The organism is Arthrobacter sp. 179, assembly GCF_052379645.1.
Taxonomy (GTDB): domain Bacteria; phylum Actinomycetota; class Actinomycetes; order Actinomycetales; family Micrococcaceae; genus Arthrobacter_H.
On sequence record NZ_JBQSYU010000019.1, the window covers coordinates 38,976 to 59,627 of the forward strand.

The 20,652-nt window shown below is 64.2% G+C and carries 20 protein-coding genes, 1 tRNA gene and 1 other RNA gene; 11 read left to right on the forward strand and 11 right to left on the reverse strand.

The window, feature by feature from the left end; all coding sequences use genetic code 11:
• Positions 1–502: 502 nt before the first annotated feature.
• An RNA gene (rnpB, locus tag ACT3UE_RS11800) (RNase P RNA component class A) lies at positions 503–871 on the reverse strand.
• A gap of 13 nt (positions 872–884) precedes the next feature.
• The gene (locus tag ACT3UE_RS11805) at positions 885–1,994 is read right to left on the reverse strand and encodes an acyltransferase family protein (protein ID WP_444566770.1); all 1,110 of its coding nucleotides are present in this window, start codon (positions 1,992–1,994) and stop codon (positions 885–887) included.
• 200 nt (positions 1,995–2,194) lie between these two features.
• Here ACT3UE_RS11805 and ACT3UE_RS11810 point away from each other — a divergent pair, with 200 nt between their 5' ends.
• On the forward strand, positions 2,195–2,977 hold the full coding sequence (locus tag ACT3UE_RS11810) for a YaaA family protein (RefSeq protein WP_444566771.1): 783 nt from the start codon (positions 2,195–2,197) through the stop codon (positions 2,975–2,977).
• Between the two features lie 16 nt (positions 2,978–2,993).
• Here ACT3UE_RS11810 and ACT3UE_RS11815 read toward each other — a convergent pair whose 3' ends face one another.
• Genes ACT3UE_RS11815 through ACT3UE_RS11825 form a run of 3 tightly spaced genes read right to left on the reverse strand, consistent with a single transcriptional unit; the run spans position 2,994 to position 5,125 of the window.
• Entirely contained in the window at positions 2,994–3,380 is a 387-nt protein-coding gene (locus ACT3UE_RS11815; protein ID WP_444566772.1) for a VOC family protein, read from the reverse strand.
• A gap of 44 nt (positions 3,381–3,424) precedes the next feature.
• The gene (locus tag ACT3UE_RS11820) at positions 3,425–4,162 is read right to left on the reverse strand and encodes a zinc ribbon domain-containing protein (RefSeq protein ID WP_444566773.1); all 738 of its coding nucleotides are present in this window, start codon (positions 4,160–4,162) and stop codon (positions 3,425–3,427) included.
• A gap of 54 nt (positions 4,163–4,216) precedes the next feature.
• Positions 4,217–5,125: a Nif3-like dinuclear metal center hexameric protein gene (locus ACT3UE_RS11825; protein WP_444566784.1), complete on the reverse strand. Its 909-nt coding sequence runs from the start codon at positions 5,123–5,125 to the stop codon at positions 4,217–4,219.
• A gap of 163 nt (positions 5,126–5,288) precedes the next feature.
• Here ACT3UE_RS11825 and msrA point away from each other — a divergent pair, with 163 nt between their 5' ends.
• From msrA to epsC, 3 genes are all read left to right on the forward strand, one after another.
• Positions 5,289–5,924 carry a peptide-methionine (S)-S-oxide reductase MsrA gene (gene msrA / locus ACT3UE_RS11830; protein ID WP_444566774.1) on the forward strand — a complete coding sequence of 212 codons (636 nt, stop codon included), beginning with the start codon at positions 5,289–5,291 and terminating at the stop codon, positions 5,922–5,924.
• A gap of 71 nt (positions 5,925–5,995) precedes the next feature.
• A complete protein-coding gene (gene cysK, locus ACT3UE_RS11835; protein ID WP_444566775.1) occupies positions 5,996–6,931 on the forward strand; it encodes a cysteine synthase A in 936 nt (311 codons plus the stop codon).
• Positions 6,932–6,970: 39 nt separating this feature from the next.
• The gene (gene epsC, locus ACT3UE_RS11840) at positions 6,971–7,555 is read left to right on the forward strand and encodes a serine O-acetyltransferase EpsC (protein ID WP_086998077.1); all 585 of its coding nucleotides are present in this window, start codon (positions 6,971–6,973) and stop codon (positions 7,553–7,555) included.
• A gap of 81 nt (positions 7,556–7,636) precedes the next feature.
• On the opposite strand, the gene ACT3UE_RS11845 is transcribed toward epsC, so the two are convergent.
• Both ACT3UE_RS11845 and gndA read right to left on the reverse strand, forming a co-directional pair.
• Positions 7,637–8,641, reverse strand: a complete 1,005-nt coding sequence (locus ACT3UE_RS11845) for an aldo/keto reductase family protein (RefSeq protein WP_443390222.1) — start codon at positions 8,639–8,641, stop codon at positions 7,637–7,639.
• A gap of 120 nt (positions 8,642–8,761) precedes the next feature.
• Positions 8,762–10,198 carry an NADP-dependent phosphogluconate dehydrogenase gene (gndA, locus tag ACT3UE_RS11850; protein ID WP_096223469.1) on the reverse strand — a complete coding sequence of 479 codons (1,437 nt, stop codon included), beginning with the start codon at positions 10,196–10,198 and terminating at the stop codon, positions 8,762–8,764.
• 353 nt (positions 10,199–10,551) lie between these two features.
• Between gndA and ACT3UE_RS11855 the strand changes: the two genes are divergently transcribed.
• Genes ACT3UE_RS11855 through arfB form a run of 4 tightly spaced genes read left to right on the forward strand, consistent with a single transcriptional unit; the run spans position 10,552 to position 13,216 of the window.
• Positions 10,552–11,367 (forward strand): endonuclease/exonuclease/phosphatase family protein, encoded by an 816-nt coding sequence (locus ACT3UE_RS11855; RefSeq protein WP_444566776.1) that lies wholly within the window; start codon positions 10,552–10,554, stop codon positions 11,365–11,367.
• A complete protein-coding gene (locus ACT3UE_RS11860; protein WP_444566777.1) occupies positions 11,364–11,993 on the forward strand; it encodes a hypothetical protein in 630 nt (209 codons plus the stop codon). Before ACT3UE_RS11855 ends, ACT3UE_RS11860 begins: the two co-directional genes overlap by 4 nt.
• The gene (locus ACT3UE_RS11865; RefSeq protein ID WP_444566778.1) at positions 11,990–12,790 is read left to right on the forward strand and encodes a glycosyltransferase family 2 protein; all 801 of its coding nucleotides are present in this window, start codon (positions 11,990–11,992) and stop codon (positions 12,788–12,790) included. The genes ACT3UE_RS11860 and ACT3UE_RS11865 overlap by 4 nt, the downstream gene beginning before the upstream one ends.
• Before the next feature lie 3 nt (positions 12,791–12,793).
• A complete protein-coding gene (arfB, locus tag ACT3UE_RS11870) occupies positions 12,794–13,216 on the forward strand; it encodes an alternative ribosome rescue aminoacyl-tRNA hydrolase ArfB (protein WP_444566779.1) in 423 nt (140 codons plus the stop codon).
• Positions 13,217–13,269: 53 nt separating this feature from the next.
• Here the strand turns inward: arfB and ACT3UE_RS11875 are convergent, their stop codons facing one another.
• The 4 genes from ACT3UE_RS11875 to ACT3UE_RS11890 form a co-directional block, all read right to left on the reverse strand.
• Positions 13,270–13,839, reverse strand: coding sequence for a mismatch-specific DNA-glycosylase (locus ACT3UE_RS11875; RefSeq protein ID WP_444566780.1), 570 nt, complete (start codon positions 13,837–13,839; stop codon positions 13,270–13,272).
• Between the two features lie 241 nt (positions 13,840–14,080).
• Positions 14,081–14,153: transfer RNA gene (locus tag ACT3UE_RS11880), tRNA-Val, on the reverse strand.
• A 72-nt stretch (positions 14,154–14,225) separates the two neighbouring features.
• The gene (locus ACT3UE_RS11885; RefSeq protein ID WP_443390226.1) at positions 14,226–14,702 is read right to left on the reverse strand and encodes a redoxin domain-containing protein; all 477 of its coding nucleotides are present in this window, start codon (positions 14,700–14,702) and stop codon (positions 14,226–14,228) included.
• Complete coding sequence (locus ACT3UE_RS11890) at positions 14,702–15,118, reverse strand: DUF3052 domain-containing protein (protein WP_441380672.1); 417 nt, start codon at positions 15,116–15,118, stop codon at positions 14,702–14,704. The genes ACT3UE_RS11885 and ACT3UE_RS11890 overlap by 1 nt, the downstream gene beginning before the upstream one ends.
• Positions 15,119–15,480: 362 nt before the next feature.
• Here ACT3UE_RS11890 and aceE point away from each other — a divergent pair, with 362 nt between their 5' ends.
• The 3 genes from aceE to ACT3UE_RS11905 all read left to right on the forward strand — a co-directional run bounded on the left by aceE (position 15,481) and on the right by ACT3UE_RS11905 (position 20,626).
• Positions 15,481–18,222, forward strand: a complete 2,742-nt coding sequence (aceE, locus tag ACT3UE_RS11895; RefSeq protein WP_086994496.1) for a pyruvate dehydrogenase (acetyl-transferring), homodimeric type — start codon at positions 15,481–15,483, stop codon at positions 18,220–18,222.
• Positions 18,223–18,380: 158 nt separating this feature from the next.
• The gene (locus tag ACT3UE_RS11900) at positions 18,381–19,592 is read left to right on the forward strand and encodes a PucR family transcriptional regulator (protein ID WP_086994493.1); all 1,212 of its coding nucleotides are present in this window, start codon (positions 18,381–18,383) and stop codon (positions 19,590–19,592) included.
• A gap of 77 nt (positions 19,593–19,669) precedes the next feature.
• On the forward strand, positions 19,670–20,626 hold the full coding sequence (locus tag ACT3UE_RS11905; RefSeq protein ID WP_443390227.1) for an ACP S-malonyltransferase: 957 nt from the start codon (positions 19,670–19,672) through the stop codon (positions 20,624–20,626).
• The last annotated feature ends 26 nt before the right edge of the window (positions 20,627–20,652 follow it).

Below are 20,652 nucleotides of genomic sequence, written 5' to 3' on the forward strand. Positions count from 1 at the left end.
CATCTGGGAGTGGTCTTTCTCGACGAGACGATGGCCATCAACGGGACGTTGGAGTATTTCAGGGCTATTTGGGTCGGCAGCGAATATCGGCAGGTGCTAACCATTAGTGGCTGGGTTTCACCGCCACTGTCATTGGACGCAGAGATCGAAGTCCAAGAACCCCACACCGGCCCACTGGCTGCCAGCGCAGAGATCACGTCGTGAAGCGCGCAGCAGAGCACTCCGGCATGTACTAGAACATACTTTCGACTATGGTTAAACCTCGCCAACCACCGGGGAGGACACCATCAATAAGGTCGACGTCGCTCAAGCGTTGCGGATCCTCAACTCGGATTTGGCCAGCGGGGGTCGCCAACACCATCTCAAGCGGGCCCTGATGCCGGGCGACTACCCGCCACAGATCCATCCCGATGACTGGGAACCAGATGACGAGTCCGATCGCAGTCCCGTCCAACCCGAATGAGCTCGGCCGCAGAACGTGGCGGGACGTGGTGGATCATAGGGGACGGGATGGCCTGTACGCCGGGTTCTGTACCGGCAGCGGTTACCCGATTGCCGGTGACGATCATCCATCTAGGAGCACCGTTGCCGATGCCCTCACGCGGCCTACCCGACTACTGGGGCGAACAGCCCTCATACGCAGCCTGTCTGGCCTTGCTCCGGGTGGGGTTTACCGAGCCGCCCCAGTCACCTGGGGCGCTGGTGGTCTCTTACACCACCTTTTCACCCTGACCCGCACGAGGCGGGCGGTCTGTTTTCTGTGGCACTATCCTGCGGGTTACCCCGAGTGGGCGTTACCCACCACCCTGTTCTGTGGAGCCCGGACGTTCCTCGGGCCGCTTGCGCGACACGCGATCGTCCAGCCATCCCGTCCGCCGAATAGTCTACCGTGCTCCGGGTCTGGTCTGGGCGGCGACACCTATGTGTCGATCGTCGGCCCCCTCCAAGACGTGCGGCTCCTCGGCTCGCAGTGGTTCTTTGTCTGGCCCGGGGTGGACAGGCTGTGCTCGGCCGGTGCCTGCCACCGGGCTGGATGGCGACACCTTCTCGACGAGGGGCAGCAGGAGGGTGCCGATGCGGCCAACCGACTGGTGGCCCGGCTGCATCGAGGCAAGCAACGCAATTCCTGCCATGAGGATCACGTAGATCACCACGGCTTCGTACCTGTTGTCCTCCGCCATGATCTTTGCGTAGCGCGCCACGGCAAGTATCGCGAAGCCATGGAGCAGGAAAATGGAGAGGCTCCGCTGGCCAAACCTGACCAGCAGGCCGGGGTCGCGGGGAACCAGGACCAGCAGACCGGCGGTGAGCACCACGGCACAGATCTGTAGCACGAGTCGATAGATGACACCCGTGGGATCGGAAACATCCAGGACGTCGTAGCCCCTGCTCCCGTAGAACCACTTGTGGTTCGGCGCCCAATACAGCAAGAAGCCGAACGTGAGCAGTGCCGAGACGGCCACCACTACCCGGCCCCTCACCAGCAATCGGGAAAGGTAGGCCAGAATAGGCTTGCCGTAGATGAAACCAAGAACGAAGAACGGGAGGAAGACCAGGGTGCGGGAGGCACTGTAGGGGTAATCAAGCACGTCGATCGTCCCGGATGCCAGCGAAATGAGGACTGAAAGCATAAGGCTCGTGCGGGGAATTTTCGCGATCAGCGGGGTCAGCGCCGTCCACACGGTCATGGAGAGCAAGAACCAGAGGATCCAGTAGGGCCTCTCCCAGGAGAACGTTGCGTCGGAACCCATCACCCACCGAGCCAGGAAATATGCGACCTGAAAAACAATCAACAGGGTCAAAAACTGGGTGCAGCGCTGGAGGATTCCGCGGGGTTTGGAAGTGATCCCGGCGAGGAAGACGAAGGCCGGCATATGGAAGGCATAGATGCCGGTAATCAGCGCCTTGGTAATGAAACCATCCTGCGGATCGGAGCGGGCCAGCAAGTGCCCCAGGATCACCAAGAGGATCAAAATGCCCTTGGAAGCATCCAAGACCGGGTCTCTACGGGTTGGAGGGGTAACCATCATGTACTGCGTTTTCCTGACGACATCCGGTTGGGCATGACACCCCCCACTCATCCGTGGAACCCGGACATTCCATGGACCGATTGCGCGACGAAAGACCGTACGACCGTCACGCCCCGGCAGTCTACCGTGCTCCGAGCCGCCGGGGGCGCAGCTAGGATCGACGGGTGCTTATTCTGCTCCCCCCTTCCGAAGGAAAGAAGCCTGCCGCCGCGGGCCCCGCCTACGACGCCGATTCGCTGAGTTTTCCCGGACTCGCGGCTGATCGTGCCGCAGTGCTTCAGGCCCTTGCCGCGGTCTCGGCCGAAGACGATGCCCTGAACGTCTTGGGTGTGGGAGCCTCACTGGCCGGGGAAGTGACCCGCAATATTGCCCTCCACCAGGAACCGGCTGCTCCGGCTCACGAGATCTACACCGGTGTCCTCTTCGAGGCGTTGGGCTACCGCACGCTGACCCCGGCCCAGCAACGCAGGGCGGATGCCTCCGTCGTGGTGGTCTCCGCCTTATGGGGCGCCGTGGGCTTCGCCGACCGGATTCCCGCCTATCGGCTGTCGATGTCGGTGAAGCTCCCGGGAATCGGAAAACTGGCGAGCTGGTGGAAGACCCGGCTGAACCCGGTGTTGGGTGATCGTGCTGTCCAAGAGTTGGTGATCGACTGCCGTTCGAGCACCTATGCCGCTGCCTTCGCTCCCCCGCCGCAGAACACGGTGGCCGTTTCGGTGTTCCAGCTACGCGGGGGCCAGCGCAAGGTCGTCTCACATTTCGCCAAGCACACCCGTGGCGAGGTGGCCCGCCATGTCCTGGCCCAACGAAGCACACCCGGCACTCCGGAGGCCCTGCTGAAGGCCATCCAGGAGAGGTGGGATGCCGAGTTGGTTCCCGCCACCGCCAAAAAGGCCCACCAGCTGAACATCATCCTGCCCGAGGAGCATAGCTTCGCCGCCAAATAATCCCGCAGCCGCAGGATCAACGCCTGGAGACTTCGCCGTCTGCCACCAGTTCGATTTCGAAACCGTCCGCGTTCTGCAGATAGGCGGCGTAGTGGTCGGGTCCGCCCGCGTGTGGGTGCAGCTCGGCGAACATCAGGGTGAATCCCCGCTCCACCGAGGCACGGGCTAGCGCTTCAACATTTTCGGGGGTTCCAGCACAGAACGCCAGATGATTCAGCCCGGGACGCCGGCGTTCATGCACGGTTCCCAACACCTCCGAGCTTGATTCGAGGACCAAATACTCCCCCGTACCCTGCCAACTCGCGCCGCCAGACCATTCCTCGGCACGCACGTAGCCGAGGGATTCGAAGATCCAGCCGAGCGTCGTGGTGGCCTGCTCCAGATCAGCGACCCATATCTCCACATGGTGCAGCCGCCCCCGCGGAACCGGCCTGCGGGTGTGTTGTTCTATTTCCACTCGGGTGAGCGGACCAGGATCACGCCCGAGTCGGGGCAGGAGACGACGTCGTCCTCGGCCGCAGCACGAATCTCAGCCAAGTCACCGGCGGCTAGTTGCATGCCGGATCCTTCCGAGGTGCCGTGGAAGAGGCGAGCGGCACCGATACCGCGCTGTGCCAAACGCTTTTCATACATTCCCACCAGGGTCGAGTCGATGCGTCCGGCCAGTTCGGTGCGCTCGGTCACCAGCATGGCACGCTCGGCGGCCAACTCCGAGGCCTTTTCATCTCGGGCGCGTTCGAGCTGGGCTAGTTGGGCCGCGGTTCCGTCGGCCGAGGCGGTGACCCCTTCGAGCCTGCCGGCCACTTCCTCGGCAGTTTCCATCAGTTCCAGCTCGGTGGTCTCGAGTTCTCCGCGCTTCAGCGTCAAGGAGTCGATCTCATGTTGGAGGGCCATCATGTCCCGTGCGGTGCCACGGCCGGCCTCGATTTGGGCGCGATCCTTCTCGATCCGGGTCTGCACCTTCTCGGTCTGATGCTCAATATCGGTCAAGGCATGTTGGGCGGCAGCAGATTCCTCGGCCACTTCTCGGCGGGCGGCCTCGGCTTCGGCCACCGTTTCGCCGGCGGCGATAATCTCCGGGTCGGAGGCCAGAACCTTCACGGCCCGGTCGATCTTCACGATCTTCGAGTCCAGTGCCTGCAGGTCCAACAGCAGCAGCTGGTCGGCGGGTGATGCCTTGGCCATCGGTGATTCTCCTCGTGCTCGGTGGCTCCCCAGCCTACTGCCCACCGGCGCCGATCAGTCCCCGGGGGTGAGGATGAAATCCCAGGGGTCGGTATTGATCGAGCTGACACCGATCTCCAGGATGAAGTTCTGGTCGATCAGCACGTTGTAGAGGCCTTCGGCGGCTGCCGGAAGCCACAGCCATTCGCCGGCGAAGTGGGAGATGTCCACGAGGTAGGGGCGGTCTTCCACGGCGGCCTCGCGTGCTTCGGAGGCCGGGTGGTGGCGCAGATCGGCGGTGACGAACACGTCGGCCCGGGCGGCTCGCACCGCGTCGAAGAGGCTGTCCCCGGCGCCGCCGCAGACGGCCACCGTGCTCACGATCCCGTCACGGTCCCCGGCCACGCGCACACCTCCTGCGACAGCTGGCAGTGCGCCGAACACTCGGGAGGCGAAATCGGAGAGGGCCAGTGCGTCCGGAAGGGTGCCGACCCGGCCGAGCCCTTCTTCGGGAAGGCCCTCGGAGGCCGCCACCAAGGGGGTGACGTTGGTCAGTCCGAGAATATCGGCGAGGACGTCGGAGACCCCTCCCACCGCTGAGTCGCCGTTGGTGTGAACGGTGACCAAGGCACACTGGTTTTCAATGAGCTCGTGGACGACTTCGCCCTTGAACTGGTCGGCAGCCACCGATTTCACTCCACGCAGCAGCAAGGGGTGGTGGGTGATCAGCAGGTCTGCTCCACCAGCGATGGCGTCGCGGACCACCTCGAGGGTCGGGTCCACCGCGAAGATGATGCGCCGTATCGGACGTTCGACCCGGCCGGCGACAAGGCCGACGGCATCCCAGTCTTCGGCCAACGAGGCCGGCCAGAGCTCTTCGATCGCCACCAGGACCTCGCCCAAGGTAGGCACGGTCGCTCCGGGCCGGGGTTCGGGGGCCACCACGGCGCGCATATCCTGCGCCCCGCCCTCGACGGCCTCCACGGCTTCTTCAACCTCGGGGGCGTTGTCCGTCACGTCCGTCTCGCCTTCCGGGGAGTCCTGCGGCGTCCTGTCCTGATCATTGCGCATGCTCCTACCGTAGTCCGAGACGAGTCAAATGGGCGTCAAATGGGCTCGGTTACCCTGACCGCGAAGACCTTCGGGAATGAATGAGCCTCTGCGCGCATTGACCATGAATGTGAAGAGCAAGTCAGCAATCCCCACGTCAGAGACGCAGTTCGGCCCGTCCGATTCCGCCGGATTACCGGACCATGGCGTCCACACCTTCATCCTCGCTGCCGGATGCTTCTGGTGCATGGACACGATCTACCGCAAGACCATCGGCGTTTCGTCGGTGGTCTCCGGATACATCGGTGGGCACACCCCGAACCCGAACTACCGTGACGTCTGTAGCGGAACCACCGGACATGCCGAGGCGGTCGCCGTAACATTCGATGCCGCCGTCGTCCCCGCCGACGTCATCTTGGACATGTTCTTTACCGGGCACAACCCCACGACCTTGAACCGTCAGGGCTACGACGTGGGCACCCAATACCGTTCGGCCATGTTCTACACCGATGCCCGGCAACGGGAGTTCTTTGAGGCGTCGCTGCGGCGAAACCAAGAGAATTGGGATGATCCGATCGTCACCGAAATCGTCCCCGCCCCGTACTTCCACGAAGCCGAACCGATCCACCAGGATTTCTACGCCATGAACCCCTACGAGGGCTACTGCCAGGTCATCATCAACCCCAAGTTGGCCAAAGCGAGGAAATATTACTCCCAGTGGCTGACCGAATAAACCGTGATTCGGCACCTCGATAGGCTAGAACACCAACGAACCCCTCATTTCCTACCGAAAGCAGGACGCTGATGGCACAGATTTATAATGACGTGACCGAACTGGTCGGACGCACTCCCCTGGTCCGCCTGAACCGGATGGCCGAAGGCCTGCCCGCCCAGGTCGCCGTCAAACTGGAGTTCTATAACCCGGCCAACAGCGTCAAGGATCGCATCGGGGTGGCCATCGTCGACGCCGCCGAGCAAGCCGGCGCGTTGAAGCCCGGTGGCACCATCGTCGAGGGCACCTCAGGTAACACCGGCATCGCCTTGGCCATGGTCGGCGCTGCCCGCGGTTACCGGGTCATCCTCACAATGCCCGAAACGATGTCCACCGAGCGCCGGGTCATGCTGCGTGCCTACGGAGCTGAAATCATTCTGACGCCCGGCTCAGAGGGCATGCGCGGATCGGTGGAAAAAGCCAAGGAGATCGTCGCCCATACCGAAAACGCCATCTGGGCCCAGCAGTTCGCCAACCAGGCCAATCCGGCGATCCACCGCAAGACCACCGGCCAGGAAATCTGGGACGATACCGATGGCCAGGTCGACGTCTTCGTTGCCGGTGTGGGAACCGGGGGCACCGTCACCGGTGCCGGCAATCTCCTGAAGGAACTCAAGCCTTCTGTACAGGTCGTCGCCGTGGAGCCGAAGGATTCGGCCATCCTCACCGGCGGTGCACCCGGCCCGCATAAAATCCAGGGCCTGGGCGCGAACTTCGTGCCCGAGGTGCTGGACACTGACGTCTACGACGAGGTGTTTGACGCGACCATGGAGGATTCGGTCCGCGTGGCCCGCGAACTGGGCACCAAGGAAGGCATCCTGGGCGGTATCAGCTCGGGAGCGATCGTTTGGGCCGCCCTGGAACTGGCCAAACGCCCGGAGAATGCTGGGAAGCTCATCGTCGCCATCGTCTGCGACTTTGGCGAACGGTACATCTCCACGCCACTGTACGACGACATCCGCGGATAGCGGCAGCACCTGCAGGGCAACCACCAGCAAAGGTTTCGTGTGACTTTCCTATCCCGCCTCCAAGAAGACCTCGAAGGGGCGCGCGCCCATGACCCAGCGGCACGTGGGAATGCAGAGAACGCGTTGGCCTATTCGGGCCTGCATGCCATCTGGGTGCACCGCCTGACCCACCGGCTCTGGCAGAACCCTGCGCTGCGACTACCGGCGCGGCTCATCTCCCAGGTGGCCCGGTTCGCCACGGGTATCGAGATCCATCCGGGGGCCACCCTGGGCCATCGGTTCTTTATCGACCACGGCATGGGGGTCGTCATCGGTGAAACCGCCGAGATCGGCGACGACGTGATGATCTACCACGGAGTAACCCTCGGTGGCCGTTCATTGGCGAAGGTCAAGCGCCACCCGACCATTGGGGACCGGGTGGTGATCGGTGCCGGGGCGAAAGTCCTGGGACCGATCACCATCGGCGCCGATTCCGCGATTGGCGCCAATGCCGTGGTGGTCAAGGATGCTCCGGCCGATTCGATCATCACCGGTATCCCGGCGACCAACCGGCCACGGCAACCCCAGGAGCATCAGCCGGCCGTGGATCCAGCCGAATACATCGACCCGGCCATGTGGATCTGAGGCCTTTTCCGGGCGCATGAAGACGGTCCGGTGCCGACAGCTCATCGCTGTCGGCACCGGACCGCTCGTGTGCGCGCCCTGTTAGGCGGGACGCTGCTCCGGGCTGACCGTCTTGGCCAGATCACGCTCGACGGAATCGCCGAGCACCTCATCGATCCGGCTCATGAGTTCGGCGGGGATGCGCACGCCGGAGGCCTTCACGTTTTCTGCGACTTGTTCGGGACGTGAAGCACCAACCAAGGCGGTGGCCACGTTCTCGTTTTGTAGCACCCAAGCGATGGCCAGTTGGGACATCTTCAAACCCAGTTCATCGGCAATCGGCCGCAGCTGTTGGACCCGGGTGAGGACCTCCTCGCTCATGAAGCCTGAGATGGTGTTCTTCCCGCCCTTCTCATCCGTGGCACGACTGCCTTCCGGCGCCGGTTGTCCGGGACGGTATTTACCGGAGAGGACGCCCTGTGCCATGGGCGACCAGACGACCTGGGACAGACCCAATTCCTTGGAAGCCGGGACAACTTCGTCCTCGATGACCCGCCACAACGCAGAGTACTGCGGTTGGTTGGACACCAGCGAGAACCCGGCCTCCTTCGCGAGGCGCTGCCCCTCACGCAATTGGTCAGCGGACCATTCGGAGACCCCGATGTACAGGGCCTTCCCGGCCCGGACGACGTCGGCGAAGGCCTGGATGGTCTCCTCCAGCGGCGTCTGGTGATCGTAACGGTGCGCCTGGTACAGGTCGACGTAGTCCATGCCCAACCGGCTCAGCGAACCGTTGATGCCCTCCATGATGTGCTTGCGGGACAGTCCGACGTCGTTGGGCCCCTTGGGTCCGACCGGCCAGTAGACCTTGGTGAAGATCTCCAGCGATTCACGCCGCTGGTCCTTCAACGCGTCACCCAGTACCTTCTCGGCGGCGCCGTTGGCGTAGGCATCCGCAGTGTCGAAGGTGGTGATCCCTGCGTCGAGGGCCGCCTGGACGCATTGGGAGGCGACATCGTTCTCGACCTGGGACCCGTGGGTGAGCCAGTTGCCGTACGTGATTTCGGTGATTTTGAGCCCCGAGGCTCCGAGGAATCTGTAATCCATGTCCTCAGACTATGCCCGGGGGCCACCAGCAGAACAGGGCACGACGGTGAAACCGGGAACGGTTCCCTCGTCGCGCCCTGAGACGGAACAGATTGGCCTGTACTCCGTCGGGTGTTGGTGTTAGTGCGTCGAGACGGCTTCGATCTCGGTCTTGTCACCGCTCCACTGGGTGTGGAAGGTCCCTTCGGCGTCCATCCGGTTGTAGGTGTGGGCGCCGAAGAGGTCACGCAGCCCCTGGGTCAGCGCTGCCGGAAGGCGCTTGCGGCGCAGGCCGTCGTAGTAGGCCAGCGAGGAGGAGAACACCGGTACCGGGATGCCCAGGGAGACCGCCGTCGAGACCACGCGTCGCCAGGCCGGGACGGCGCCGGCAATGGCCTCCGAGAAGGCCGGCGCGAAGAGCAGGTTGGCCGGCTGATCGTCCGAGGCGTAGGCCTTCATGATGTCTGCCAGCAGTTCGGCACGGATGATGCAGCCACCGCGCCAGAGCGAGGCGATTTCGTCGAGCTTCAGATCCCAGTCGTATTCGGTGGCCGCCGCGGTGAGCATATCCAGGCCCTGGGCGTAGGAGACGAGCTTGGAGGCGAAGAGGGCCTGACGGACGTCTTCAACGAAGTCGTCCCCGAGGGTGACGTCCTGCTCGTGTCCGGCCAACACCTCTTGGGCGATGGCCCGCTGGTCGCGCTGGGAGGACAGGCCCCGGGCGAACACCGATTCGGCGATGGCCGAGGTGGGCGATCCCAGATCCAGGGCTGACTGCACGGTCCAGCGCCCGGTGCCCTTCTGCCCCGCGGAGTCGACGATGACATCCACGAGCGGCTTGCCGGTCTTGGCGTCCTGGTGGGCCAGCACCTCTGCGGTGATTTCGATGAGGAAGGACGCCAGGTTACCTTCGTTCCATTCCTTGAAGATCTTGGCCTGATCCGCTGGTTCGATGCCGGCGCCGGAGCGCAGCAGGTCGAAGGCCTCACCGATGACCTGCATATCCGCGTATTCGATGCCGTTGTGGACCATCTTCACGAAGTGGCCGGCGCCGTCGGTGCCGATCCAGGCGCAGCACGGATCGCCGTCGACATGGGCCGAGATCTTTTCGAGCATCGGGCCCAGCGCCTGATAGGACTCCTCGGAGCCACCGGGCATGATGGACGGGCCCAACAGGGCGCCTTCCTCGCCGCCGGAGACGCCGATCCCCACGAAATGCAGATCCTTCTTCGCCAGGGCTGCTTCACGACGGCGGGTGTCCTGGAAGTTCGAGTTGCCGCCGTCGATGACGATGTCACCGGCTTCGAGCAGCGGAACCAACGAGTCGATGACGGAGTCCACGGGTGCGCCGGCCTTGACCATGAGCAGCACGCGGCGCGGGGTCTCCAGCGACTCGACAAGCTCCTCCATGGTGTCGGTGCGGATGAACTCGCCCTCATCACCGTGTTCCTTCAGCAAGGCGTCGGTCTTCTCGATCGAGCGGTTATGCAGGGCCACCGTGTAGCCGTTGCGGGCGAAATTACGAGCGAGGTTCGCGCCCATGACCGCTAGGCCGGTGACGCCGATTTGTGCCTTCATCAGGACTCCATCCATTGGAAACAAGACGAGCTGGTGCCCCGGCACACTACGGTGCCGGACACGGCTCCGTGACTGATTCCCAGTCTAGTTCGCCCGCCCGTCGGCGGAAAGCCGATGAAGCCACGCTGGAGGATCCCGCCGAAACACCCTCGAGACAACAAGCTCTGCAGTTTGTAGGATCAAATACAAGAGTTTGGGCTTGTGCCAGTTTCCCGCGTAGTCCGTTGGTCTGCTGATAACGTGACGTCATGGGCAGCAGGGCGGGCGAGGGGAACAGCGTTCTGCGGTCATTCCCCGCCCACTCCACGCCGCCCCCGCTGATCGGCCCGACGCCGGCTCCTCTGCTGCATGTCATGACGTTGAACGTCCGGCGACAAATGCCCCGTTTTTGGTTCCCGGCGGCAGATCGTTGGGCACGGCGGCGCCCGCTCCTGCAACGTCTGTTGGCCGCCGAGCAGCCCAGCTTGCTGGCCTTGCAGGAAGTGTTGCCCGGCCCCTCGCGGGAAATTCGCAACCTGCTCGGCAACGGGTATGCACACGTAGGTACCGGGCGTTCCACCGGTGGCCGCGGGGAACGCTGCGAGCTGCACTACGATCGGCGTCGACTCCGTCTCCTCGACTCCCGATTCTGGTGGCTTTCGGCCCAACCCGAACGGCCCGGCTCACGCTCCTTCGGCAACCAGCTACCCCGCTTCGTGGTCCAGTGCCAGTTCAACGATCTAGAGACCGGACTGCGTTTCCACGCCCTGGTCACCCATCTGGATCCGTTTTCCGCGCCGTCGCGCATTGCCTCGGCTCAACTCCTGCGCCGGGTCGTGGCAGGGCTTTGCGGCCCAGTGATCGTGATGGGCGATTTCAATGCCACGGCCGGCTCACCGGCCCACCGAGAACTGGTCGACAACCGCGTTCTGTCCGATGCCATGGACGTGTCGACGCGAAGGGTCGGCGCCGATTGTTCGACGTTCTCCAGGTATCGCAGCCCCACAACCACGGGCCCCCGTGTGGACTGGATCCTCGTCTCCCCCGATCTGGAGGTCGAGTCGGCGGGTGTGAATGCGCTGCGTCTGGGCGGCGCGGCCGTTTCGGATCATGAACCGGTGCAGGCAGTGCTGAACCTCGGCCCGAACCTTTCGGCCAAACCCGAAGGAGGCCAGTCATCGAAACGGTGAAGCAGGCCCTCTTCCGGCCTGCCGTGAACCGGGTGGTGCTGCTCGCCGACGTCGCTCGGGCCGCGATGCTCATCAGCGTCGTGGTCGCTGGCGTGGGGTGGGGGTGGATCCAGGTGGCGGTTTTCATGCTGGCCGTGCTGGCGACCTTGATCCCCCGTGCGCTGGGACTACGCGGCAGCCTGGACCTCTGTGTCGGTATTGCCTCGCTGGCAGCCGCTTGGAGCAATGTCTTCGACCTGTATGTGCTCCTGCCGGGGTGGGATAAGTTCATGCACGCCGTCTTGGGCGGTCTGATTGCCGTCCTGTCCGTGGTGATCGCCCAACGGGCAGGCATCCTGCCACCGACCACCCAGCGTCCCGGTGCACTCGTCCTGGCGACCGTCCTTCTCGGTTTGGCCACCGGAGCCGTCTGGGAGCTCTTGGAGTGGGCCGGACACACCCTCATCGACCCGGAGGTGCACGTCGGATACCAGGACACCATGGGCGATTTGGCGGCCGATGGCTTGGGGGCCCTGATCGGAGGATTCCTGCTTCCCTACTTGACGGCTGATCCCCCGGAGTCCGCCGTCCCGTCGGGCTCCGCCGCGCAGGCTGCCGCGCAGCATGGCCCATCGGAGCTCCCATGAGCCGATCGACGGTCAGTGTGGTGATCCCGGTCAGGGACGACGCCGGGAAATTGCTGCATTGCCTGGAGGCACTCGCCCGGCAACAGTTGGCCCCCGGGGAAATCATCGTCGTGGACAATGGCTCCAGCGACGATAGCGCGGGGGTGGCCCGGCGGAACGGGGCAGAGGTTCTCTTCGAACCCCGCCCCGGGATCGGTGTCGCCAGTGCTGCCGGCTATAACCGGGCACGTGGCGACATCCTGGCCCGGTTGGACGCCGATTCGGTGCCGGCTCCGGATTGGATCGCCACGATCGTCAGGTCCTTCCACGCCGACGCCAGCGTGGATGCGATCACTGGTCCAGCCCACTTCAATGACGGACCCTCGGCCCTCCGCAGACCGGCGCTGTTGGCTTACCTCCTGCCCTATTTTGCGCTCTCTTCTTTGGCCCTCGGGCATGTGCCGCTTTTCGGCTCCAATATGGCCTTCAGACGCCGGGCGTGGCACGAGGTCCAAGATCACCTCCATACGGATCGTTGGTTGGTCCACGATGATTTCGATCTCTCATTCCATTTGGGCGTCGAGCATGTGCTCCGTTTCGTGCCGACCCTGCGCACCGGCATCTCGATGCGCCCCTTCCATGATGGCGGGGCAGCCCTGCGCTTGCGGCGCGGATTCCATACGGTGTTCCTGCATTGGCCCCACGATCTGCCCTGGCTTCGCCTCACCCGGCGGCTCCGCAGGAGGTTCCGGCGTCCCACCATCAGGGGCCGGTACGACGGCGGGACTCCCGGGGACACTGCTTCGTGGGACGCTTGATTCATGGATGTGCACGTATCGCCGGCTCTGACGATCCCGGCCCCGGAGCTCGGCTGGCGTTTCTCACGCGCCTCGGGACCCGGCGGGCAACACGTCAACAAGACGGACAGCCGCGTGGAACTGTTCTGGAACATCGACGATTCGACCACGGTTAACGAAGAACAGCGTGAATTGCTGCTGGACCGTCTGGGTTCGCGGCTGGTCGCGGGAGCCATCACCGTCACGTCCTCGGAGCAACGCTCGCAGCGTCGAAACCGGGAGACCGCTGTGGAGAAGCTGGCCCAGCTCATCCGCGAGGGTCTGGCCCCGGCGGGACCCCAGCGGCGTCCGACGAAACCAACACGGGGTTCCAAACGACGACATCGGGCCGCAAAGATACAGCGATCGGACGTCAAAGCCCAGCGCCGTCGGCCCTCCGCGGAGTAGATGCCGCCCGGACGGGCGGAGTCATCCCTTCCACGGCGGGCCGGGTCCCCCGCTCAGGCACTGGCGTGCCAGACCTCTTCCCACTTCTGCGCGAGCGATCCGGCAGTTTCGTGGGCATTGAGCCCGCTGGGATTGGGGAGCACCCACAACTGCACCTCCTCAGGCCAACCTGGTGGCCGGGCGTCGGTTTGCAGCCCCAGCTTCGCTCGAGGTTGCCTGAACGCCACACGGAACGCCGTCACCCCCAGCACGCCGACCGCTCGAGGCTGCAGAGTGCGCACCCGCTCCACGAGCTGGGCACCACCGGTCCACAGTTCTTCGGTCGTGAGTTCGTCGGCCCGTGCCGAAGTGCGCGAGACCATGTTGGTGATTCCGAGGCCCCGCTCCGCCAGCATCCGTTCGTCAATCGCGGCGAGTCCCCGCGAAGCATCAACTTTTCGATCGATGACTCCCGCCAAGGCCAGCGAAGTCCAGAAACGATTTCCGGGCCGGGCGAAAGGGGCATTCACTGTTGCCGTCCACGGGCTGGGGTTGATCCCCACGATCAGCAATCGGAGCAGCTCGGCCGATAGCCGGTCGCTCGGATAGGGCAGGACGTCTTCCCGGCCCTGCCCCGAGTCCACTGCGTGGGCCACCTCCGCCTTGGTGGGCCGTCTTCCCTCCAGTGGGGACTTCTGACGCCAGGGTGTCCAGTCGGAGGGTAGTCGGGTCTGCATACAGGACAGCCTAGATCCTGGTAGCTGACGCGGGACCCACGGGGCAGTATCGTGCCCTCTCGGGCCTACGCCGAAGTACTCGCGTGGGAATGACAAAAATCCCCGTCTTCCTCGCGGTTGTGCCGCGGGAAAACGGGGATTTGAAGCGTGGGCCCTACCGGGATCGAACCGATGACATTCACGGTGTAAACGTGACGCTCTACCAGCTGAGCTAAAGGCCCTTGCGGGGATCGAGCTTACCGGTAAACGGCTCCGCCACCAACTCGGGCCGCGGGGGCCGCTTCAGGAGCTCATCAGGGACTCAGCCGGGCGACCGCGTCGAGGTAATCCTGACCGCTTCGCGGTTCACCGATACCGCTGCTGAAATGGTCCACCACGCGCCCACCGGCGAGCAGGAACGTCGAGCGCAGGGCCCGGCCGTGGTCCTCATCGAAGCAGCCGAAGGCCCGGGCTACCTCGCCGTGGGGCCAGAAATCAGCCAGCAGGTCGAACCCGATGCCCTGCTCGGTCGCGTAGGCCCGCAAGGCGTGCTTATGGTCCACGGAGATCCCGTGCAGTGAAACCCCTGAGGCCTCTAGTGCCGGACGCATCCGTTCCAAGGCAGCCAGTTCGCCCGTGCAGACCCGGGAGAAGGCAAAGGGGTAGAACACCACAAAAGCCCGTGCGGCGCCGATGCCCTCCAGGGACACCGGCTCACCGAACTGATTCGGTAGGCTCACAGCAGGGATCAGCGAACCCACCAGTGGGTGAGTTCCGGGGTCAGTCGTCACTAGTTCTTTCGACGCCCCACGAGCCTGGTCGCCGTCCAGTCCTCGGAAACACCTTCGCTGCTGGTGACATGCAACCCGGCAGTCGGGGCGGCTTCCTGAATTTCGGGCACACCGACAAAGCCATCGCGTCCGGATTTGGGAGTCATCAACCAGATGACGCCTCCTTCGTCCAGGGTGGTCAGCGAGTCGACGAGTTCGTCTACGAGGTCGCCCTCGCCTTCGCGCCACCACAGGAGGACGCCGTCGACGACTTCATGCTCGTCCTCGGCCAGCAGTGCGTGGCCGGTAACTTCTTCCAACGTGTCACGGAGACCGTCGTCAACGTCGTCGTCATAACCCAGCTCTTGGATCAGGTCTCCATCCTTGAAGCCCATTTTCTCCACGGCTGCGGTCTTAGCCGCTCCGGCGTCGCTCACGTTTCTCCTCCCACTAGATGCATATACACCTCTCAAGCCAACACCTTTAAACAGTTCCCATCAAGCGCAGAGCCCGCAAACACGCTTCCAGAACGAAAATCATGCCTCCATGGCCCGAATGAAGGCCAGATACCACCGGTCGTCGCCAGCTCGGCGGCGGGTTGAGTGAGCGTAACCAAGGTCACCGACGACACCCTCGGCTACGCATCACCGGAGAAAGACAACTACAGTGGACGGGATGGACTCACACCCACGAGGCGTGCATCCATCGTCAAGCGGCCTTGCCGCCGCGACGCGCCCCGCTCCAACAACGGGAACGTCGCATTCCCCACGCTGTAACCCGTACCGAGGAGAAGTTGGACGTGGCTGAAGAGGAACACATTTCCCACATTCGCAGTGGCTTGACCAGCCAGCTGCCGGACCGCGATCCGGAGGAAACCGCCGAATGGATTGAATCCTTCGACGGTCTGGTCGAGGCCCAGGGCACCGAACGGGCCCAGTTCATCGTCCGCTCTCTCCTGCAACGCGCGGGTGCCCAGAGCGTCGGTGTCCCCATGGTGACCACCACCGACTATGTCAATACCATCCCCGTGGACCAGGAACCCGAGTTCCCCGGACACGAAGAGACCGAACGTCGTTACCGTGCCTGGATGCGTTGGAATGCCGCCATCATGGTCCACCGCGGCCAGCACCCCGATATCGGGGTCGGCGGGCATATCTCCACCTACGCCGGTGCGGCCACGCTGTATGAAGTCGGGTTCAACCATTTCTTCCGCGGCAAGGACCACCCCGGCGGCGGCGACCAGGTCTTCTTCCAGGGCCACGCCTCCCCCGGGATGTATGCCCGCGCCTTCCTGGAAGGACGGCTGACCGAGGAGGACCTCGACGGCTTCCGCCAGGAAAAGTCCAAGGAGGGCCATGCGCTGCCTTCCTACCCACACCCCCATTCCATGCCCGACTTCTGGGAATTTCCCACGGTCTCCATGGGGATCGGCCCGTCCAACGCCATCTATCAGGCCCAGCTGAACCGCTACCTGCATAACCGTGGCATCAAGGACACCTCCGACCAGAACGTCTGGGCCTTCCTGGGCGACGGCGAGATGGACGAGCCGGAATCACGCGGCTTCCTCCAGTTGGCAGCCAACGAACAGCTGGACAACCTCAACTTCGTGATCAACTGCAACCTGCAGCGCCTTGATGGCCCGGTGCGAGGCAACGGGAAGATCATGCAGGAGCTCGAAGCCTTCTTCCGCGGTGCCGGCTGGAACGTCATCAAGGTCGTGTGGGGCCGCGAATGGGACGATCTGCTGGACAAGGACGACACCGGCTCGCTGGTCGACATCATGAACCAGACGCCCGATGGCGACTACCAGACCTATAAGGCCGAATCGGGCGGATTCATCCGCGAACACTTCTTCGGCAAGTCTCCGCAGACCAAGGAACTGGTTGCCGACCTGACCGACGCCCAAATCTGGAATCTGAAGCGTGGCGGCCACGACTACAACAAGATGTATGCCGCGTATAAGGCAGCCACCGAGTTCAAGGGCAAGCCCACGGTCATCCTGACCAAGACGGTCAAGGGCTACGGCCTGGGCAACAGCTTCGAGGCGCGCAACGCGACCCACCAGATGAAGAAGCTGACCCTTGATGATCTGAAGGGGTTCCGCGATCACCTGCGGATCCCGATCACCGATGAGCAGCTCGAAGCCGACCCGTACGCCCCGCCGTACTACCACCCGGGGATGGATGCCCCCGAAATCAAGTACATGATGGAACGTCGTGCGGCTTTGGGCGGTTCTGTCCCCGAACGTCGGACCAAGCACACGCCTCTGCACCTGCCCGAGGACAAGGCCTACGCGGTCGCCAAGAAGGGCTCGGGCAAGCAGCAGGCGGCCACCACGATGGCCTTCGTGCGTCTCCTCAAGGACCTCATGCGGGATAAGGACTTCGGGGAACGCGTGGTCCCGATCATCCCCGACGAGGCACGTACCTTCGGCATGGATTCGCTCTTCCCCACGAAGAAGATCTACAACCCGAAGGGTCAGAACTACCTGTCGGTGGACCGCGACTTGATCTTGGCCTATAAGGAATCCCCTCAGGGTCAGATCCTGCATACCGGTATCAACGAATCAGGTTCGGTAGCTGCCCTCACGGCGGCGGGAACCTCCTACGCCACCCACGGCGAACCGTTGATCCCGATCTACATCTTCTACTCGATGTTCGGGTTCCAGCGTTCCGGCGACTTCTTCTGGGCCGCCGGCGACCAGATGACGCGTGGCTTCGTCTTGGGCGCTACCGCCGGACGGACCACGTTGACCGGTGAAGGCCTGCAGCACGCGGACGGGCATTCCCCGATCCTGGCCGCAACCAACCCGGCAGTGGTCTCCTACGATCCGGCCTACGGCTACGAGATCGGGCACATCGTCAAGGCTGGTCTGGCCCGGATGTACGGGGGCGAGCATGAAGACCCCAACGTCATGTACTACATCACCTTGTACAACGAGCCGATGCTCCAGCCTGCAGAGCCCGAGGGCCTGGACGTCGAGGGGCTGCTCAAGGGCATCTACCTCCTCTCCCCGGCCACGGTCGACGGGCCGCGAGCCCAGCTACTGGCCTCAGGCGTTTCGGTACCGTGGGCCCTGGAAGCCCAGCAGATCCTCGCCGAGGAATGGGGCGTCTCGGCAGATGTCTGGTCGGTGACCAGCTGGAACGAGCTTCGCCGCGACGGGCTGGATGCCGAGGAAGAAGCGTTCATGAACCCGGGCAGCGAACCCCGCGTGCCCTATGTGACGCAGAAGTTGGCGGGGGCCACCGGTCCGATCGTCGCGGTCACCGACTTCATGAAGGCCGTCCCGGACCAGATCCGTCAGTTCGTCCCCAACGAGTTCGCGACCCTGGGTGCCGATGGCTTCGGTTTCTCCGACACCCGTGCCGCTGCCCGTCGCTTCTTCAAGATCGACGCCCACTCGATGGTCGTGCGAACCTTGGAAATGCTCGAACGCCGGGGCGAGGTCGCCAAGGACAGTGCAGCCCAGGCGTTCAAGAAGTACCAGATCGACAACGTGAACGCCGGCACGTCCGGCACCGCCGGGGGCGATTCCTAACCCCGACCCTTGGTGTCGACGGCGAAAGAAACGCCGTCGACACGTCCGGGCGGTGAAAGTCCCCCGGTCACCTGCTCTGGCAGGTGACCGGGGGACTTCTTCTTTTGTAGTGTTCCTCCAAAATGGAGCCACGGGCCGCCAGTGCGTAGGGTGGACGCATGACAGACGAACGTCCGGGCACCGGATCCCCGCGCATCCGCCCCGTGCGTCAGCCCAAGGCCAGCCCGGAGACACTGAAACGCTTGAAGTCCCATCTGGGTATCCTTTCCACGGTCGCCCTGAAGCATCTGGACCAGTCACTTCCCTGGTATCGGGGACTGCGACCCCAGGAACGCGCGGCACTGGGCCTGGTCGCCCAGAAGGGTATCGCCTCCTTCGTGTCCTGGTACGAACGCCCTAGTTCCCCACAATGGGTCCTCACCGATGTCTTCGGCACCGCACCCACCGAGCTCACTCGCTCGATCTCCTTGCAGAAGGCGTTGCAGCTCATCCGCACCATCGTCGAGGTCGTGGAGAACCAGGTCCCCGAGCTGGCCCCCGATTCCGAGCAGGTACAACTACGCGAGGCAGTTCTGCGCTATTCCCGGGAAGTCGCCTTCGCCGCCGCTGACGTCTATGCCAGGGCCGCCGAATCCCGCGGGGCGTGGGATAGCCGGCTCGAAGCCCTCGTCGTGGACGCCGTGCTGCGAGGCGAAAGCCCCGACGCACTGCGCTCACGTATTGCCGCCGTCGGGTGGACCTCACAGTCGGGGATCCACGTCATTGTCGGCAGTTCCCCCGAGGATGCCGGCGCCACCTTCGTCGGTGACCTGCGCCGCGCCGGGCAGCGGGTGGCCAAGGACTGCCTCGTGGGGATCCAGGGTGACCGGCTGATCCTGATGCTTGGCGGGGTGAGAGAGTTAGAAACCACATTCTCCCGGCTGGCCGAGTATTTCGGCCCCGGCCCCATCGTCTCCGGCCCTGAAGCTGCGAGCCTACGCGATGCTGCAGCGAGCGCCCATGCTGCCTTCGAGGGGATTGCCGCAGCCGGCGCCTGGCCGTTGGCCCCGCGCCCGGTCGCGGCCGATGACCTGTGGCCCGAACGCGTCATGAACGGCGACGCCGCAGCCCGCACCGCCCTGATCAACGAGATCCACAAACCCTTGGTTCGCGCAGGAAATGGCCTCGTGGAGACGCTATCCAGCTATTTGGCCCTGGGCCATTCATTGGAGGGAACGGCCCGCGAACTCTTCGTCCACGCCAACACCGTGAGGTACCGGCTCAAACGGGTCTGTGACGTCACCGGATGGGACCCGCTGGTCCCCCGGGAGGCCTTCGTTCTGCAGACGGCACTCGTCGTGGGACGACTGGAGGCGACCGAGTCGTTGTAGGATTCCTCTAAAGCCACTCGCGCAGCTTCGTGCCGCAAGACACCCGTCATGTCCCCGATCTTTGGAAAGCTGGAACAGTGCTAGCTATCGTGTGCCCAGGACAGGGCTCCCAGACCCCCGGATTCCTCGAACCCTGGTTGGAGGTGCCCGGCGTCGCCGAACACCTCGCCCGGCTCTCCGAGCTGACCGGCCGAGACCTCGTGGCCCACGGAACCGTTTCCGATGAGGCGACCATCAAGGACACGGCAGTCGCCCAACCGCTCATCGTTGCCGCCGGTCTGATCGCCGCCCGCGCCCTGCTCGGCGAGGCTGGCCTGAGCCAGCTCCCCACCTCGACCGTCCTGGCGGGGCACTCCGTTGGTGAGATCACCGCTGCCGCCTTAGCCAACGCCCTGCCCGAGGCCGACGCGATGGTCTTCGTGCGAGAACGTGCCAATGCCATGGCCGAGGCCGCAGCCGTCACCCCCACCGGCATGGCAGCTGTCCTCGGCGGGGACCCCGAGGAGGTTGCCGCGACGCTGGCCGCCTTTGGACTGACCGCAGCCAACGCCAATGGCGGTGGACAGACCGTCGCAGCAGGGACCCGGGAGCAGATCGACGCCCTGGTCGCCTCGCCCCCCGCCAAGGCCCGCGTGATGCCGCTGAAGGTGGCAGGGGCCTTCCATACCAAGCACATGGCCCCCGCAGTCGGCACGCTCCAGGATCTGCTCCCCTCGCTGCACCCTGCAGATCCAGCAGTAACGCTGCTGAGCAACTACGACGGCGGGGCAGTCAGCGACGGGGCAGCCAACCTCTCCAGCTTGGTGGCCCAGGTCTCCCGCCCGGTCCGCTGGGACCTGTGCATGGAGACGATGGCCGCTGAAGGTGTCACCGGCATCCTGGAACTGCCGCCGGCAGGAACCCTGGTGGGGTTGGCCCGCCGGGGGCTGAAGGGGCTGCCAACGATGGCGCTGAAGTCCCCCGAGGATCTCGAGGCGGCCCGCGAATTTATCAACGAACATGGCCAGACGGCCACCGCAGAGGACAGGAACTAACGTGAGCGCAGTACTTTCCCAGAACA

What these genes read in the sequence shown, in the direction of transcription:
- arfB (WP_444566779.1), top strand. Translation starts at nt 12,794, where the DNA reads ATGGATGTGCACGTATCGCCGGCTCTGACGATCCCGGCCCCGGAGCTC.
- msrA (WP_444566774.1), top strand. Translation starts at nt 5,289, where the DNA reads ATGAATGAGCCTCTGCGCGCATTGACCATGAATGTGAAGAGCAAGTCA.
- ACT3UE_RS11820 (WP_444566773.1), bottom strand. Translation starts at nt 4,162, where the DNA reads ATGGCCAAGGCATCACCCGCCGACCAGCTGCTGCTGTTGGACCTGCAG.
- ACT3UE_RS11865 (WP_444566778.1), top strand. Translation starts at nt 11,990, where the DNA reads ATGAGCCGATCGACGGTCAGTGTGGTGATCCCGGTCAGGGACGACGCC.
- gndA (WP_096223469.1), bottom strand. Translation starts at nt 10,198, where the DNA reads ATGAAGGCACAAATCGGCGTCACCGGCCTAGCGGTCATGGGCGCGAAC.
- ACT3UE_RS11845 (WP_443390222.1), bottom strand. Translation starts at nt 8,641, where the DNA reads ATGGATTACAGATTCCTCGGAGCCTCGGGGCTCAAAATCACCGAAATC.
- ACT3UE_RS11855 (WP_444566776.1), top strand. Translation starts at nt 10,552, where the DNA reads ATGACGTTGAACGTCCGGCGACAAATGCCCCGTTTTTGGTTCCCGGCG.
- ACT3UE_RS11900 (WP_086994493.1), top strand. Translation starts at nt 18,381, where the DNA reads ATGACAGACGAACGTCCGGGCACCGGATCCCCGCGCATCCGCCCCGTG.
- cysK (WP_444566775.1), top strand. Translation starts at nt 5,996, where the DNA reads ATGGCACAGATTTATAATGACGTGACCGAACTGGTCGGACGCACTCCC.